This window comes from Ruegeria sp. SCSIO 43209, from assembly GCF_019904295.1.
In the GTDB taxonomy this organism is placed as follows: Bacteria; Pseudomonadota; Alphaproteobacteria; order Rhodobacterales; family Rhodobacteraceae; genus Ruegeria.
On sequence record NZ_CP065359.1, the window covers coordinates 952,124 to 966,336 of the forward strand.

Consider the following 14,213-nt stretch of genomic DNA (forward strand, 5'->3'; position numbering starts at 1 on the left):
AAGCTGACAAAGGTGGTTTTCAGTCCAGCAGCTCAGTCGTGATATGGGCCGAGCCTTCAAGGGTTCGGTGCACGGGACATTTATCTGCGATCTCCAATAGCTTAGCACGTTGCGCGGCATCCAGCGGCCCTTGTAGCCGTATCTTGCGGCGGAACTGATCGACCTTGCCATCGCTGGCCAGTCCGGCGTCCTGCGCGTGTACCTTGTCGTGGCAGACATCGACGGTGATACCTGTCAGCGGCCATTTCTTGCGCCGCGCATACATGCGAATGGTCATCGAGGTACAGGCGCCCAATCCCGAGGACACAAATCCATAAGGGGACATGCCTCGGTCCGTTCCTCCGTACGAAGCGGGCTCGTCAGCGACCGCATGGTGGCGCGGGCCGGACTGGATGTCTTGCAGGAACCCTGCCGGGTCTGCCTCGGTCACACGTACCACCCCCTCCGGGGCGCCGGGTGGCGGTGCGGGAGGGCAAAGTTTGACGTATCGAGAAACCCAAGCCGCAATGACATCCGCCGCATAGTCTGCATCTGCCGCACGCGTGATCAGATGGTCGGCATCGTCGAGCGTGACAAAACTTTTGGGATGTTTCGCGGCCAGAAAGATGGTGCTGGCGTTGTCGATGCTTACGGTTTCGTCGCGCGGCGCGTGCAGGATGAGCAGGGCCGCCTTGAGTTCGGCGATGGCAGGGCTAAGCGCGGCCTCGGAGATGTCATCGACAAAAGCCTTGCCTACGCGGAACGGGCGACCGCCAAGCGAAACCTCTGCGCTGCCTTGCGCCTGAATCTCGGGCAGGGCGGCCTCGAAATGGTGTGATACGTGGCCCGGGTCAGCAGGCGCACCCAATGTGACGACCGCCTTGACCGACGGTATGCCAGCGCGTGCGCGCAGTACCGCAGCGCCACCAAGTGAATGGCCAATCAGCAGGGCGGGGGCCATGTTGCGGCCGGACAGGTAGTGCGCTGCAGCGATCAGATCTTCGACATTTGAGGTGAATGTCGTATTCGCAAACTCTCCATCCGAGTGGCCAAGGCCTGTAAAATCAAACCTGAGCACGGCGATGCCCATCGCCGCCAAACGCGCCGAAATGCGCCGTGCGGCAGGTATGTCCTTAGAGCAGGTAAAGCAATGCGCAAACAAAGCCGTTGCCAGTACCGGCCCGTCCGGCAGATCAAGGCGCGCGGCCAATTGGCTGCCGTCGTGACCGGCGAAAGTAATGCGTTCGGTGGGCATGATGAATCCTTGGTGGTCCGGGTTTCGACAATACTGTGTGCTGTGTGCGGTTCTCTCAACCCTTGTGTCAGTGGCGTAACGGGAAGGTGAGGGGGAGAGACCACATAGCCCTTGGCGCGTCGCATCAATGCATTGTTGGGGTTGGTTTTTGAATATCAAAAAATGTGATGATAATTCGGATAAACATTCATTTTACTTATTTTTACTTGGACCCCAACTTGCAATCATCCTTCTTATCCAAAGCAGAGGTCAAAATGGCACATACAACATCTGCACCGCTAAGCCCGACACTCCACGCCGGAGTTCTGTTGGCAATTCTCGTGACTGGTGCAATTGGTTTTGCACTGGGACAAAGCTGGCCGCTGACCAATACGTCTGAGGACACGCCAACTCTCATCGCGCCTGAGGATTGGCACGGTAATGTCAGACGGTCCCACTGGTCGAACTAGGCCATAGCGCTTAGCCAGACCCCATCAACTGTGCGTCGAACGGATACTTCGTTAGGTTTTCATAGCCGTCTTCAGTGATCAGAACCTGATCTTCCAGCTTGATCGAGAAATCGCCGCCAACCTCGCCAACTGCCGCTTCGACGCACAACACCATTCCGGGTTCAAGTGGATAATCATAGGATCCCTCGACCGCCTTGTCGGGATAGGCTACCAAGGGCCATTCATCGCACAATCCAACTCCATGCATCAGGCAGCCGTATTTCTGTGCCTGAAACTTGTCATCCAGCCGATGGGCATTCGCAGTTAGTTCCGGGATCATGACGCCGGGCTTCAGCATTTCCATATTGGTCATGATATGCTCATGCGCGTGCTGCATGGCATAGATCATGTCGGGGCGCGGTTTTTGATCGCCGATCCACCAGGTTCGTGAGATGTCGACGCAAATGCCGTAAGACCCGATCAGGTCGGTATCGAACGCGATGATTTCATTTTGCCTCGTGATGCGCGGGCCGCATTCCTGAAACCAGGGATTGGTGCGCTGGCCCGAGGCAAGCAAGCGGGTCTCGATCCATTCACCACCGCGCCGGATGTTTTCAGCATGTAGCACTGCCCAAATGTCATCCTCGGATGTCTTCCCGTCTCCGACATTGACACGTGCGAAGCGCTCCATTTCGGCCACTGCGGTCTCGCAGGCGTGGCTGGCGCAGCGCATGGCGAGGATTTCGTCTGGGCCTTTGATGGCACGGGTTTTCTCGGTAAGCTCTTCGCCCTCCATCACCTCGAACCCCTGAGCCTCAAGCGCGCGCAGGCCGTGCAGCATGATCTTGTCGACACCCAGCCGCATGTTGCCGCCGCCGTGTTCTTCGATCAGGGCGCGCACCTCGTTTGAGAACACATCTGCGGCAACGTCAATCTTGTCGCCCCGGTCGAAATAGAACAGATCGGCGCCCGAGCGCTGCTCGCGCACCAGCGGGTTGAATTTCGACAAGAACGGAGAGTTCTTGTAGTCCCAGATCACCATATACCCGTCAGCGCAAACCAGAACGGCCCGGAACGGGTTATGGGTATTCCAGAGCTGCATGTTGGTGCTGTCAGTCGCATAGCGGATATTCAGGGGGTCAAACAGCAGGATCCCGCCCCAATCGCGCTGCACGATGGCCTGAGTGAGGCGTTTCCAGCGGTATTTACGCATCTGTTCTAGTTTGGGCAGGCTAAGCCCGGCAGCGGCCCATTCGTCGAAGGCAAGCTGTGTCGGTCCGATCTCGATCCTGTCATTGTCGTTCGGTGTCCCGTCCCCGAGGGTGGCGCCCCGGGTCGGGTCAATCTTACGGGTGTCACGATATGGTGTGTTCACGGTTGGACCTTTCTGCTTGCCTGCCCAACCTGCAAATCCAGATGCGCTGCGTCTTCTAGGTTTGCGACCGTCTTCTGGTCGCTTTTTGACCGACAGCGTCAGAGCAGGGTGCTATGCCTCGACTATGACCGTGATATTACAGCAAGCCATTCCCTATGATCCACTCGCCCAAAACCCGCTGCCTGGCATTAAGCCTGCGGACCCCAGGGCCTGGTTGCATCGCGACGATGCGTTTTCTGCCCAGATGCAACGACGCGCCGCGCTGTTGGCGCAGCAAAAACTGGACGTCTTGGCGCAAAGCCCCGAGGCGTTGGCACCCGCGCAGGAGTTGCTGGAACTGGTCATTCAGCAAGTTTATCCGAATGTCTCCGATCACGTTGTGCGGCCCGACGGTGTGCGGGTTGAGGTTGACCGGGAACGCCCGTTGGAAACGCTATGCCATTTGGTGCAAGAGGATTTCTGCATTCTGCAGAAACACGATGACGAGCATGTTTTGACTGGCGCGATCCTGTGCTTTCCCGCAAGCTGGATGCTGTCGGAAAAGTTCATGCGCCCGTTGATTGGGATCCATGAGCCGGTTGACGCCTACGACGCCAATATTGCCCGCAGAGTTCAACGTTTGTTTGACGGCATTCAACCCAACCGGCCACTCTGGCGGTTCAATGCGCTTTGGTACAATGACGCCGAATTGTTCCAACCGCGCAGTCTCATGCAGCGACGCACACCGCGGGACGAAAATTCGGCCCGATATCTGCGTAGTGAACGTCAGACTCTCTTGCGTTTACCTGAGACAAACGCAGTGGTGTTCGCGATCCACACTTATGTAATGGCCGCTGATCAGGTCCTTAAAATGGAAAACCCCACCTGACGGCGGGGCCTCCAAGGAGGGTCTTGGGTAATTTGATTACATGCCAATCGCGCTGGCGACCTCGGCAAAAGCATTCGTAGCGTTCAGGCCAAAAATCGCTGTGGTAAAAGCCAGAACCTGAGTGTTGAGGCGGAAATCCTCACCCCGGATCAGATTGACTGCTGCCAGGGATATGGCAATCGGTGTCGATATGCTTGCCACAGCACCAGTCATGCCCCAGCTGGTCAGTCGCAGAATATCGCTTGGGCGTTCCGTTTCGTCCTCGGACTGGTGAATGTTGCCGGCGGGCAGGGGAGCATCAGCCTCGGTCCGGAAGGCGATACTGAGCAGTTGGTCGTCACTTAGCTTGATCGGACGCGGCTTGGCGTGTTTGGTCTGTGTATCTTCCGCATCAGGATCGGGCAGATCAAGCCCCGCAAATGGGCCGCTGACTGCTTCGAATATCTGCTTTCGGTTCCGGGCGTTGCGCGGCGCAATTGAATCAAAGGCACTCATGAATTGTTCGATGGTCAGAACCGTTTTGGGCGACAACCATTCGACACGACGGGTCGTGCAGATGTCGACCATTCGGTACAGGATCACCACAAGCATCAACTCGGATATTTCACTGTCATCGAGCAGTTTTGACACCGGACAAATCGAGATCGTCAGCCGGTTTCCCGGCAGCGTAACCGCAGCACGCGGCATAGTTTTGAGACCAGCGGTTCGATCCATCCGCTCATGGTGATTGTGATCTACTTGGGTTGGTTCCGAGTCCAATGTCAGACGCACGAGATATTGGCTGCTGACGATACTGGCCTCCGATGCGCTAAGAAGCGTCTTGCGCTCGACCAGATGGCCATAGTCACCCAGCGTCGTTGAGACGACCTCGCACAGACGCTCAAGCGCGCCATCTGCCGACCCGTCAAACTGGAGGCCACCGTGGTAACTATGCTTTGCAGTCACAGCATGTTCCTTTGCTGTCATAATCTTCACAACAAATTAACAGGCGAAATGGCGCAAATTTTGACCAAAATGGAAAAAAGTCGAAATATTCCAAGATTGATTACGCTTTGGAAACCAAGAAAATCGGGGTTTCCTTAAATCTATGTGGCAACAATGTGGCCGAATTCAGGTGTTCTGACGTCAAGCCTATGACTGCCCTAGTTGTCGATTCGCGCCGCCATGATTGCAATGGATTGCTGGTAGACCGAGGCCGCATTCCATTGCTGTATGACCGCAAAATTCGGCTCTCCGGGTTGATAGCCGCGACCGGGCTTCCACCCTTTCTTACGTAGAAAATTCGCGGTCGAGGCGAGCGCGTCGGTCATGTTATAAAAATCGACCCGACCATCGCCCGTGGCGTCCACACCATAGGTCAGGGCATTGCCGGGCAGAAACTGTGTATGCCCCAGCTCGCCATGTTTTGCCCCTTTTGTCGCCATCGTAAGGGTACCTTGGTCAACCAGTTTTAAGGCGCCGATAGCGTGCGGGATGAAGAATTCGGACCGGCGACAATCATAGGCTAATGTCGTGATTGCGGAAACAACCTGACTATCGCCCATGAAACCTCCAAAGCCGGTTTCCATGCCGTGAATGGCAATTAGCACACCCGCCGGTACGCCATATTGACGCTCGAGCGCGGCGTAAAACTGCGGATTGCGAGCTTTGCGCTTGCGCCCTTGCGCAACGATGGTGTTTGCCCCGCGCACCTGCATGAATTTGTCCAATGAGTATTTAAAGCTCTTCTGATTGCGATCCGCGGCAATCGTACGTGTTGCATATTGCGTTTGTGCGAGCGCCTGCAGACCCTTCTTTTTCACACCCGCTCGTTTGGCGGTTTTGGCAAAGTCGGCTTTCCAGGCCTCGAACCCGCTGCTGGTATTCCCACAAGGGGCGGACAGTGCCACCGAGGGCAGAAGGAACGCGAGTGCAGCGTAAAGGCGAAGACGAGGCATAGAGGAAATCCGAGTGCTGAAAAAACTACGCTCAGCCTAAGCCGAGTTCGACCTACCGCAAAGTGGTTTAATAGAGATCAAGCTCGTCTGTGCCTTTCAGGGATTCGAACCATTCATCCGGGGTTTTGTCGATCTTGGCATGTTTGACCATCATCGCGTTCATATTTGGCAGACTGGATGAGTCCGGCCATTCATCGGGGTGCCACAGGTTTGATCGAATGATGCATTTGGGACAGTGCGCAAAGACGGTTTCGACATGGATTAACAGGGCCAGCTTGGGCACGCGTCCACCGACGGCCATGTTTGAAAGAAGTTCGGGATCTGCGCTAATTCTCGCGGATCCCCGCAGGCGCAGAGTTTCCAATTTTCCGGGGACAAAGAATATCACGCTGACGCGCTGATCTTTCAGCACATTATGAAACGTATCCACGCGCTTGTTCCCAGGCCGGTCCGGGATCGCAATCATCGAGTTCGAGAGCACCTGCACAAACCCCGCAGGATCGCCACGAGGCGAAATATCGAGATGCCCATCGGGATTGGCCGAAGCGATCAGGCAGAACGAGGACATGCCGATGAAGTCTCGACACATCTCATCAAGTGCAGGCAATTCCTTTGCAATGATCTGCGGCAAGGGTTGCCCGCAAATGCGTTCCAGATCTTTTTCCGAGGTTACAAGTCCTGAATACTCAGAAAAGAGTTTGTCGCTTGCGGGCATGTGCTCTCTCCGCCTGATGTTGAGCTCAAATTTTGAAAGATCATCATCGATCCGTCAAATCTCGCGGAGATACAGAAAAAGGGGCGCCCGATGGGCGCCCCCTGAGAATTTTTGTCGAAAATTCTTAATCAGCAGCTGTAGTACATGCCGTACTCAACCGGGTGAGGTGTGTGCTCGTAGGTTTCTACTTCTTCCATCTTCAGCGCGATGTAGCCGTCGATCTGGTCTTTGGTGAACACGTCGCCTTGCAGCAGGAAGTCGTGATCAGATGCCAGCGCTTCCAGAGCTTCGCGCAGGCTGCCGCAGACGGTCGGGATGTCGGCCAGTTCTTCGGCAGGAAGATCGTACAGGTTCTTGTCCATGGCTTCGCCCGGATCGATCTTGTTCTTGATGCCGTCCAGACCGGCCATCAGCAGCGCTGCGAACGCCAGATAGGGGTTTGCGGCCGGATCGGGGAAGCGGGCCTCGACGCGCTTGGCTTTCGGGCTTTCGGTCCACGGAATACGCACGCAGCCTGAACGGTTGCGGGCCGAATAGGCGCGCAAGACGGGGGCTTCGAAACCTGGGATCAGACGCTTGTAGCTGTTGGTCGCCGGGTTGGTGAAGGCGTTCAGCGTTTTGGCGTGCTTCAGGATGCCGCCGATGAAGTACAGCGCCTCATCAGACAGGTCGGCGTATTTGTCGCCGGCGAACAGCGGCTTGCCGTCTTTCCAGATCGACATGTTCACGTGCATGCCGGTGCCGTTGTCACCTGCGATTGGCTTCGGCATAAAGGTCGCCGATTTGCCATAGGCATGTGCAACGTTGTGGATCACGTACTTGTATTTCTGAAGCTCGTCGGCCTGCTTGGTCAGGCTGTCGAAGATCAGGCCCAGTTCGTGCTGACACGATGCAACCTCGTGGTGGTGCTTGTCGACCTTCATGCCCAGACGCTTCATGGTCGACAGCATTTCCGAGCGCAGGTCCTGCGCTTCGTCAACGGGGTTTACGGGGAAGTAACCACCTTTGACGCCCGGACGATGGCCCATGTTGCCCATCTCGTATTCGGTGTCGGTGTTCCACGATGCATCAGTCGCATCAACTTCGTAGGATACCTTGTTGATACTGTTAGAGAAACGAACGTCATCAAAGAGGAAAAATTCGGCCTCCGGACCCATGTAGGCCACATCACCAATACCGGAAGCCTTCAGGTACGCTTCGGCTTTCTGAGCGGTGCCTCGCGGGTCACGTTCATAGGCTTCACCAGTGTCAGGCTCCACAACCGAGCAGTGCAGGCAGATGGTCTTTTCCGCATAGAACGGATCGACATAGGCGCTATCGGTGTCGGGCATCAGTTTCATGTCGGAAGCTTCAATCGACTTCCAGCCCGCGATGGACGAACCGTCGAACATAAAGCCCTCTTCCAGGAAGTCCTCATCGACCTGATCGGACATGATGGTGACGTGCTGAAGTTTGCCGCGCGGGTCGGTAAAGCGGATGTCGACGTATTCGGCGTCTTCATCACGGATCAGCTGAAGAACTGCGTCCTTGCTCATACTATTTGTTCCTCTGATTTGAAGATTGCTGTGTTACAGGGCTTCCGAACCGGTTTCGCCGGTGCGGATACGAATGGCTTGTTCGATAGGTGAGACAAAGATTTTTCCGTCCCCGATCTTGTCGGTCTTTGCGGCGCCAACGATGGCTTCGATCGCAGCGTCAACCTGATCATCATCCAGGACGACCTCGACCTTTACCTTGGGTAGAAAGTCGACAACATATTCTGCGCCGCGATAAAGTTCGGTGTGACCTTTCTGGCGACCAAAGCCTTTCACCTCGACCACGCTGAGGCCCTGGACTCCCACGTCCTGCAGCGCCTCTTTCACTTCGTCCAGTTTGAACGGCTTGATGATCGCTTCGATCTTTTTCATTCCGGCTCACCTTGTATGGTTGTCTCGATGGCAATGATCACGTCTAAGGTCAGGCGGCAATGGAACTGCGAATATGGTCGCCTTGTGGTGCTGCGAAATCGTGCAACGGGTTAAATTTTGATCGATGTGCACAAAATGTAATCAGAATTGAATCGCGTGAGGGCGCAATATGGCAGAGTTGCTGACAGCGGCACAGATGCGGACGATCGAAAAGTCCGCGATTGAGTCCGGTGACGTGAGCGGACTGGAGCTGATGGAGCGGGCGGGGCGCGGTGTTCTTCAAGCCGTATTTGAAGAATGGCCAGAGCTGCAGCGGGGGCCAGCCCCCGCACCCCCGAGGTATTTGGGGCCAGATGAAGAGGATCCGCCGCGTGCGGTAATTCTTTGCGGGCCAGGAAATAACGGGGGGGATGGATTTGTTGTTGCACGCTTGCTGCGGGAGCGCGGCTGGGAGGTGGCGGCATTTCTTCTTGGTGATCCGACGAAGCTGCCACCAGATGCGCGTGTGAATCATGACAGATGGGGCGAATTGGGGGAGGTTCACCCATTTTCCGAAGTGTTTGCCGCGCATCAAGGGGCTGACCTTTATGTCGATGCGTTATTCGGGACGGGCTTACAGCGACCGCTTGAGGGTGATGTTCTAAAATGGGCAGAAATGACTGCCTCGGATCCAGCCATCGCCGAAAAGACAGTATCCGTTGATATGCCGTCTGGCCTGTGTTCCGATAGTGGGCGTGAGCTGGCCCCGGGGACCGCGACGGTTCAGGCCAGGCTCACGGTATCGTTTCATACTGCAAAGCTGGGGCATTATCTGGGGCTGGGGCCGGTCAGAAGTGGCCGATTGGTCGTCAAGGACATTGGTTTGGAGGAGGGAGTTCAGGGTGCGGTCAAACTGGTGACCACCCCGGATGCTGATTTTTCGAAGGCAACTGCCTTACACAAATATGCGCATGGGCATGCCTTGATTATTAGTGGAGGTGCGGGGGCAACCGGCGCAGCAAGGCTGGCGGCACGTGGTGCATTACGCATCGGGGCCGGATTGGTGACGCTGGGTGTTCCACCCTCGGCTCAGATGGAGGTTGCCAGCCATATCACTGCGCTGATGCTGCAGCGGGTCCAGAGCGGTGATGATCTGTTGGAAGTCCTGATGGATGCGCGGTTGAACGCACTATGCCTCGGTCCTGGATTGGGGCTGGCGCGTGCGCAGGAGCTGGTTCCTGCGGCGCTGGCCTCGGGGCGTCCCGCGTTGCTGGACGCGGATGCTTTGACGGCGTTTGCTGATGCGCCAGAGGTGCTGTTGGACATGCTCCATGACAGATGTGTTCTGACACCGCACGGGGGCGAGTTTGCGCGATTGTTCCCGGAGATCACCGAAAAGCTCTCGGTCAAGCCGGGCAGAGGGCCGGCTTATTCCAAAGTGGATGCCGTGCGTGAGGCGGCCAAGCAGGCTGGCTGTGTGGTACTATACAAGGGCCCTGACACGGTGATTGCTGCACCGGATGGGCAATGTGCGATCAATGCGGCGCTGTTTGACCGGGCGGCACCCTGGCTGGCGACAGCAGGGTCGGGCGATGTGCTTGCCGGGTTCATAACGGGACTACTGGCGCGGAGCTTCAACCCGATGGCTGCAGCCAAGACCGCAGCTTGGTTACATGTGGAATGCGCCAGGCAATTTGGGCCGGGGTTGATTGCTGAAGATCTGCCGGAACAATTGCCAGCGGTATTCGCACGGCTTGAAATCAATGGGTCATAGGCAAATATTGGCCGATCGCGGGTCAAAGCGGCAATGTTTCGCCTTATGATTTACCTGTGCGCATAACGGGTGTTTGCAAGCTGCAACACGCAGCGCAAGAATTGTCTTGCAGGTTAGCTGGGTGCTGCTTTCGAACTAGGTCAAAATATTGATTATAAAACGCTTTCCCTGAAGGTCCCCGCTTCCGCCTGTGGCAGAAATGCAATGCCGGGCTAATAAGCTTTAGCAATCATTGGAACCGTTAATCCAGGTGCGCATATCGGCAATATCTAAAAAAACTGACCCATCTATGGTGAATGACATGACAGTGAATTTTAAGCTGACTTCGATAGCCGCGGCGCTTGTCGCAACAACGGCAATCCCCGCCGCCGCCGAACTGAAATACGAAAACAACACGGGCGGTTATGTCCTGCTTTATGGTCAGTTGCACCCGGCCTTAATCTCGGTTGACGACGGTGAAGAGACCGAAACGCGCGTTCTGGACAATGACCTGTCAAACAGCCGCGTCGGTTTGGAACTGTTGCAGCCCTTCGGCAACAACGATTTCACCTTCCGTTTTGAAACCGGGCTTGGTCTGCCGAGCTCGAGCGAGTGGAACCAGCTGGGCACAGATTTCAGCGGCTGGACCCGTGAAGATATCCGTCACGTGGATTTCGCACTTGCCGGTGACTGGGGTAAATTCTCGGCCGGTCAGGGCAGCATGGTGGCCGATGGCGCTGCCGAAGTGGATCTGTCTTACGTTGGAACTGCGCTGTATTCCTTTACCAACGATGAAAATGGCGGGTTCTTCTATCGCGGTACTGACGGTTTGCTGAGCGACATCACCGTTGGCGATTCCAGCAGCAACTTTGACGGTGCGCGCCGTGGCCGCGTTCGGTATGACACGCCGGAGTTCAGCGGTTTTAAGGCCGGCATCGCCTATGGTCAGAACATTCTGTCCAGCAGCGATGACGATGACTATTACGATATTGGCCTTCGCTATAACAACACCTTCGGCGGCGGGGTTGAATTTGCAGCGGCGGTTGCATACTCGGTGCGCTCGGCTGACGATGGATCGGGGGACCGCAAGGATACGATCGGGTCGGCCTCGGTTATGCTGCAAAACGGCCTGAGCTTCACCGTAGCCGCCGGGACGCGGGACAATGACGCGGATGGTGCGTCTGACCCGAACTACTTCTACGGCAAGATTGCCTACGAGGATCAGTGGGTATCCTGGGGTAAAACCGGTATCGGGATCGACTATTACTCGGGCTCGGACTTCGTAAATGACGGCTCCAGCACTGATGCTTGGGGCATCGCTGTTGTTCAGCGTATCGACAGCATCAATACAGATGCATATCTCAAATACCGCAATCACGATTTCGAAGATGGCGCTTCGTTCGACAACAACGAGGCGTGGGTGCTGGGGGCCCGCTGGAGGTTCTGATTTCTCAGCTTTCGATGATCGAACGCTCCGGCCTGTGCCGGGGCGTTTTTTCGTCTGTAATAGGGGTAAAACCAGCCTGAAAGGGCCTTTGCCTCTTGCACGCAGGCGGCTGTGCAAATAGAAGGCGTCAAATTTGCCCGGCGCGCCCGTTTTGCGCGCCCCGAATCCTATGGGGACTACCAAAATGCAGGTTACCGAGACGCTGAACGAAGGTCTGAAGCGCGGCTACAACATCGTTGTGACCGCAGCCGAGCTGGACGACAAGGTCAACGAGAAACTGACCGAAGCGCAGCCCGAGGTTGAAATGAAGGGTTTCCGCAAAGGCAAGGTGCCGATGGCTCTGCTGAAAAAGCAGTTCGGCCAGCGCCTGCTTGGCGAAGCGATGCAAGAAACCATCGACGGTGCGATGAACAAGCACTTTGAGGACAGCGGCGAACGTCCTGCTTTGCAGCCCGAGGTCAAGATGACCAACGAGGACTGGAAAGAAGGCGACGACGTAGAAGTTGCGATGTCCTACGAAGCGCTGCCCGAGATTCCAGAAGTTGACCTGAAATCGGTTGAACTGGAGAAGCTGGTTGTCAAAGCGGACGACGCAGCCGTGGAAGAAGCGCTGAACAACCTGGCCGAGACCGCGCAGAACTTCAAAGCGCGTCGTAAGGGTTCGAAAGCCAAGGACGGTGACCAGATCGTGTTCGACTTTGTTGGTAAAGTTGACGGCGAAGAGTTCGAAGGCGGTTCGGCTGAAGATTACCCGCTGGTTCTGGGCTCGAACAGCTTCATCCCCGGCTTCGAAGAGCAGTTGGTCGGTGTGAAGGCCGAGGAAGAAAAAGACGTCAACGTCACCTTCCCCGAAGAATACGGTGCTGAGCATCTGGCCGGCAAAGACGCCGTTTTCACCTGTACCATCAAAGAGGTGAAAGAGCCGGTCGCGGCTGAGGTCGACGACGAGTTGGCCAAGAAATTTGGTGCCGAAGATCTGGCTGGGTTGAAGGCACAGATCGCCGAGCGTCTGGAAGCCGAATATGCTGGTGCGTCCCGTGCAGTAATGAAGCGCGCTTTGTTGGACGTGCTGGACGAGAAAGTCTCGTTCGACCTGCCGCCGTCACTGGTAGAAGCAGAAGCCAAGCAGATCGCGCATCAGCTGTGGCACGAGGAAAATCCTGACGTTGAAGGTCACGATCACGATCCGATCGAACCAACCGACGAGCATAACAAGCTTGCCGAACGCCGCGTGCGTCTGGGCCTGCTGCTTGCCGAACTGGGCCAGAAGGCCGAGGTTGAAGTGACCGACTCGGAAATGACACAAGCGATCATGAACCAGGCGCGTCAGTACCCGGGCCAGGAGCGCCAGTTCTTTGAATTTGTGCAGCAGAACGCCCAAATGCAGCAGCAGCTGCGTGCGCCTATCTTTGAAGACAAGGTTGTCGACTACGTCTTCGAACTGGCTCAGGTTGCCGACAAAGAAGTCAGCAAGGACGATCTGCAAAAAGCCGTTGAGGCACTGGAAGAGGAATAATCCTCTTCCTTCCCCCTTTAGAGGTCAAAAAAAGCGGAGCCGTCTCGAATTAGACGGCTCCGCATGGGTGGCTTTGTACTATGAGGTGAGGGGGTCAGGCCTCATGAGCAAAAGCACGGGGGGTCTGTAACAGAGCGGTCTTCTGCTCTGGAGTGAATGTGTCGGACAGCGCTTCGATCAGTTTCAGCACTGCCTGCCTTTCTTCTTCCGTCTTGGCCGCACTCATCTGTTCGACAAAGTACTTCTCAAGATCGGTGAGCGGCTTGTGGTCACGATTTGCCGGGCTGAGTTTGGAGGCCTTTTGGGCCTCGAAGAACTCCAACGCCTTTTCTTCTTCGATAAAGACATCGTGGTGAATGTCTGCGAATTCGCGAAGACCCGAAATCCTCTCTTCTGTGCAATCCAGCAACGCCGCCATGGCCGGTACCTTGCCCATCGGAACGGTTTCGCCCACATAGTCGTAAGGCGCACAGTTCGAGCGTTTGAGAACGCGGTTCATAACCGGGTCAATCACGGTGATGATGTCCTGGATACCCGCGCTGCGGCAGTATTCCAGAGATCCGATCATCAGCTCACAGGTCGCGTAAGAAACCGAGTTCTTCTCTTTCCCTCGGGTCAGTCGCTGCGTGTCGACGCAGAAGCGGGTGGATTCCCACATGGTCGCGCTGCGCATTGGCGCTTCGCCGCATAAGATATCCGAGAACACATCTGAAAGCATGTGCGGGCCGGTTGTCTGGAGTGCACGTACTGCGGCTACGACGTTCCCCTCATCGTCGAGACCAATTACGTATGCAGGATCCAGATGATCGAACTGATCGATTTCTTTGCCGTCTTCGATGTGGACGTCCCATCCAAGTCGCCCGCCAAAAACCCGAGCGCGCAGTTCGAACATATCGTCAAGAACTTCGGTGAACAGATGTCTGTTCAGCCCATCAACTACCAAAATCATGTTAACCCCCTTCGAGTGATCTGTCTGTGGATAAGACGTTACCCGGTTTCCACAGCGAATCTATTGGGGGTTTCCCGTAATATTGGCTTTTTTTAGCCCAATTTC

Annotated in this window: 13 protein-coding genes; 5 read left to right on the forward strand and 8 right to left on the reverse strand. The window is 55.9% G+C overall.

All coding sequences use genetic code 11. From position 1 onward, the window contains the following. Positions 1-19 precede the first annotated feature (19 nt). Positions 20-1,234, reverse strand: coding sequence for a bifunctional alpha/beta hydrolase/OsmC family protein (locus tag I5192_RS04825; RefSeq protein WP_223117881.1), 1,215 nt, complete (start codon positions 1,232-1,234; stop codon positions 20-22). Between the two features lie 254 nt (positions 1,235-1,488). On the opposite strand from I5192_RS04825, the gene I5192_RS04830 reads away from it, so the two are divergent. Next, positions 1,489-1,683 (forward strand): hypothetical protein, encoded by a 195-nt coding sequence (locus I5192_RS04830; protein ID WP_223117882.1) that lies wholly within the window; start codon positions 1,489-1,491, stop codon positions 1,681-1,683. A 10-nt stretch (positions 1,684-1,693) separates the two neighbouring features. Here the strand turns inward: I5192_RS04830 and dddP are convergent, their stop codons facing one another. Next, on the reverse strand, positions 1,694-3,037 hold the full coding sequence (gene dddP / locus I5192_RS04835; protein ID WP_170626646.1) for a dimethylsulfonioproprionate lyase DddP: 1,344 nt from the start codon (positions 3,035-3,037) through the stop codon (positions 1,694-1,696). A 124-nt stretch (positions 3,038-3,161) separates the two neighbouring features. Here dddP and I5192_RS04840 point away from each other — a divergent pair, with 124 nt between their 5' ends. Further along, a complete protein-coding gene (locus I5192_RS04840; protein WP_223117883.1) occupies positions 3,162-3,905 on the forward strand; it encodes a DUF3445 domain-containing protein in 744 nt (247 codons plus the stop codon). Positions 3,906-3,941: 36 nt separating this feature from the next. On the opposite strand, the gene I5192_RS04845 is transcribed toward I5192_RS04840, so the two are convergent. The 5 genes from I5192_RS04845 to I5192_RS04865 form a co-directional block, all read right to left on the reverse strand. Beyond that, a complete protein-coding gene (locus tag I5192_RS04845; protein WP_255612055.1) occupies positions 3,942-4,871 on the reverse strand; it encodes a hypothetical protein in 930 nt (309 codons plus the stop codon). Between the two features lie 176 nt (positions 4,872-5,047). Further along, positions 5,048-5,842, reverse strand: a complete 795-nt coding sequence (locus tag I5192_RS04850; RefSeq protein WP_170396432.1) for a lytic transglycosylase domain-containing protein — start codon at positions 5,840-5,842, stop codon at positions 5,048-5,050. 67 nt (positions 5,843-5,909) lie between these two features. Beyond that, positions 5,910-6,557 (reverse strand): MSMEG_1061 family FMN-dependent PPOX-type flavoprotein, encoded by a 648-nt coding sequence (locus I5192_RS04855; protein ID WP_170396434.1) that lies wholly within the window; start codon positions 6,555-6,557, stop codon positions 5,910-5,912. Positions 6,558-6,685: 128 nt separating this feature from the next. Further along, on the reverse strand, positions 6,686-8,092 hold the full coding sequence (gene glnA / locus I5192_RS04860) for a type I glutamate--ammonia ligase (RefSeq protein ID WP_170396436.1): 1,407 nt from the start codon (positions 8,090-8,092) through the stop codon (positions 6,686-6,688). Between the two features lie 33 nt (positions 8,093-8,125). Beyond that, positions 8,126-8,464, reverse strand: coding sequence for a P-II family nitrogen regulator (locus I5192_RS04865; RefSeq protein WP_170422248.1), 339 nt, complete (start codon positions 8,462-8,464; stop codon positions 8,126-8,128). Positions 8,465-8,633: 169 nt separating this feature from the next. Between I5192_RS04865 and I5192_RS04870 the strand changes: the two genes are divergently transcribed. From I5192_RS04870 to tig, 3 genes are all read left to right on the forward strand, one after another. Continuing rightward, a complete protein-coding gene (locus I5192_RS04870) occupies positions 8,634-10,217 on the forward strand; it encodes an NAD(P)H-hydrate dehydratase (RefSeq protein WP_223117884.1) in 1,584 nt (527 codons plus the stop codon). Positions 10,218-10,518: 301 nt separating this feature from the next. Continuing rightward, complete coding sequence (locus I5192_RS04875; protein WP_170422244.1) at positions 10,519-11,643, forward strand: porin; 1,125 nt, start codon at positions 10,519-10,521, stop codon at positions 11,641-11,643. Positions 11,644-11,827: 184 nt separating this feature from the next. Next, positions 11,828-13,159 carry a trigger factor gene (gene tig, locus I5192_RS04880; RefSeq protein WP_170396960.1) on the forward strand — a complete coding sequence of 444 codons (1,332 nt, stop codon included), beginning with the start codon at positions 11,828-11,830 and terminating at the stop codon, positions 13,157-13,159. A gap of 94 nt (positions 13,160-13,253) precedes the next feature. Here tig and I5192_RS04885 read toward each other — a convergent pair whose 3' ends face one another. Next, on the reverse strand, positions 13,254-14,108 hold the full coding sequence (locus I5192_RS04885; RefSeq protein ID WP_223117885.1) for an acyl-homoserine-lactone synthase: 855 nt from the start codon (positions 14,106-14,108) through the stop codon (positions 13,254-13,256). Positions 14,109-14,213: the final 105 nt, after the last annotated feature.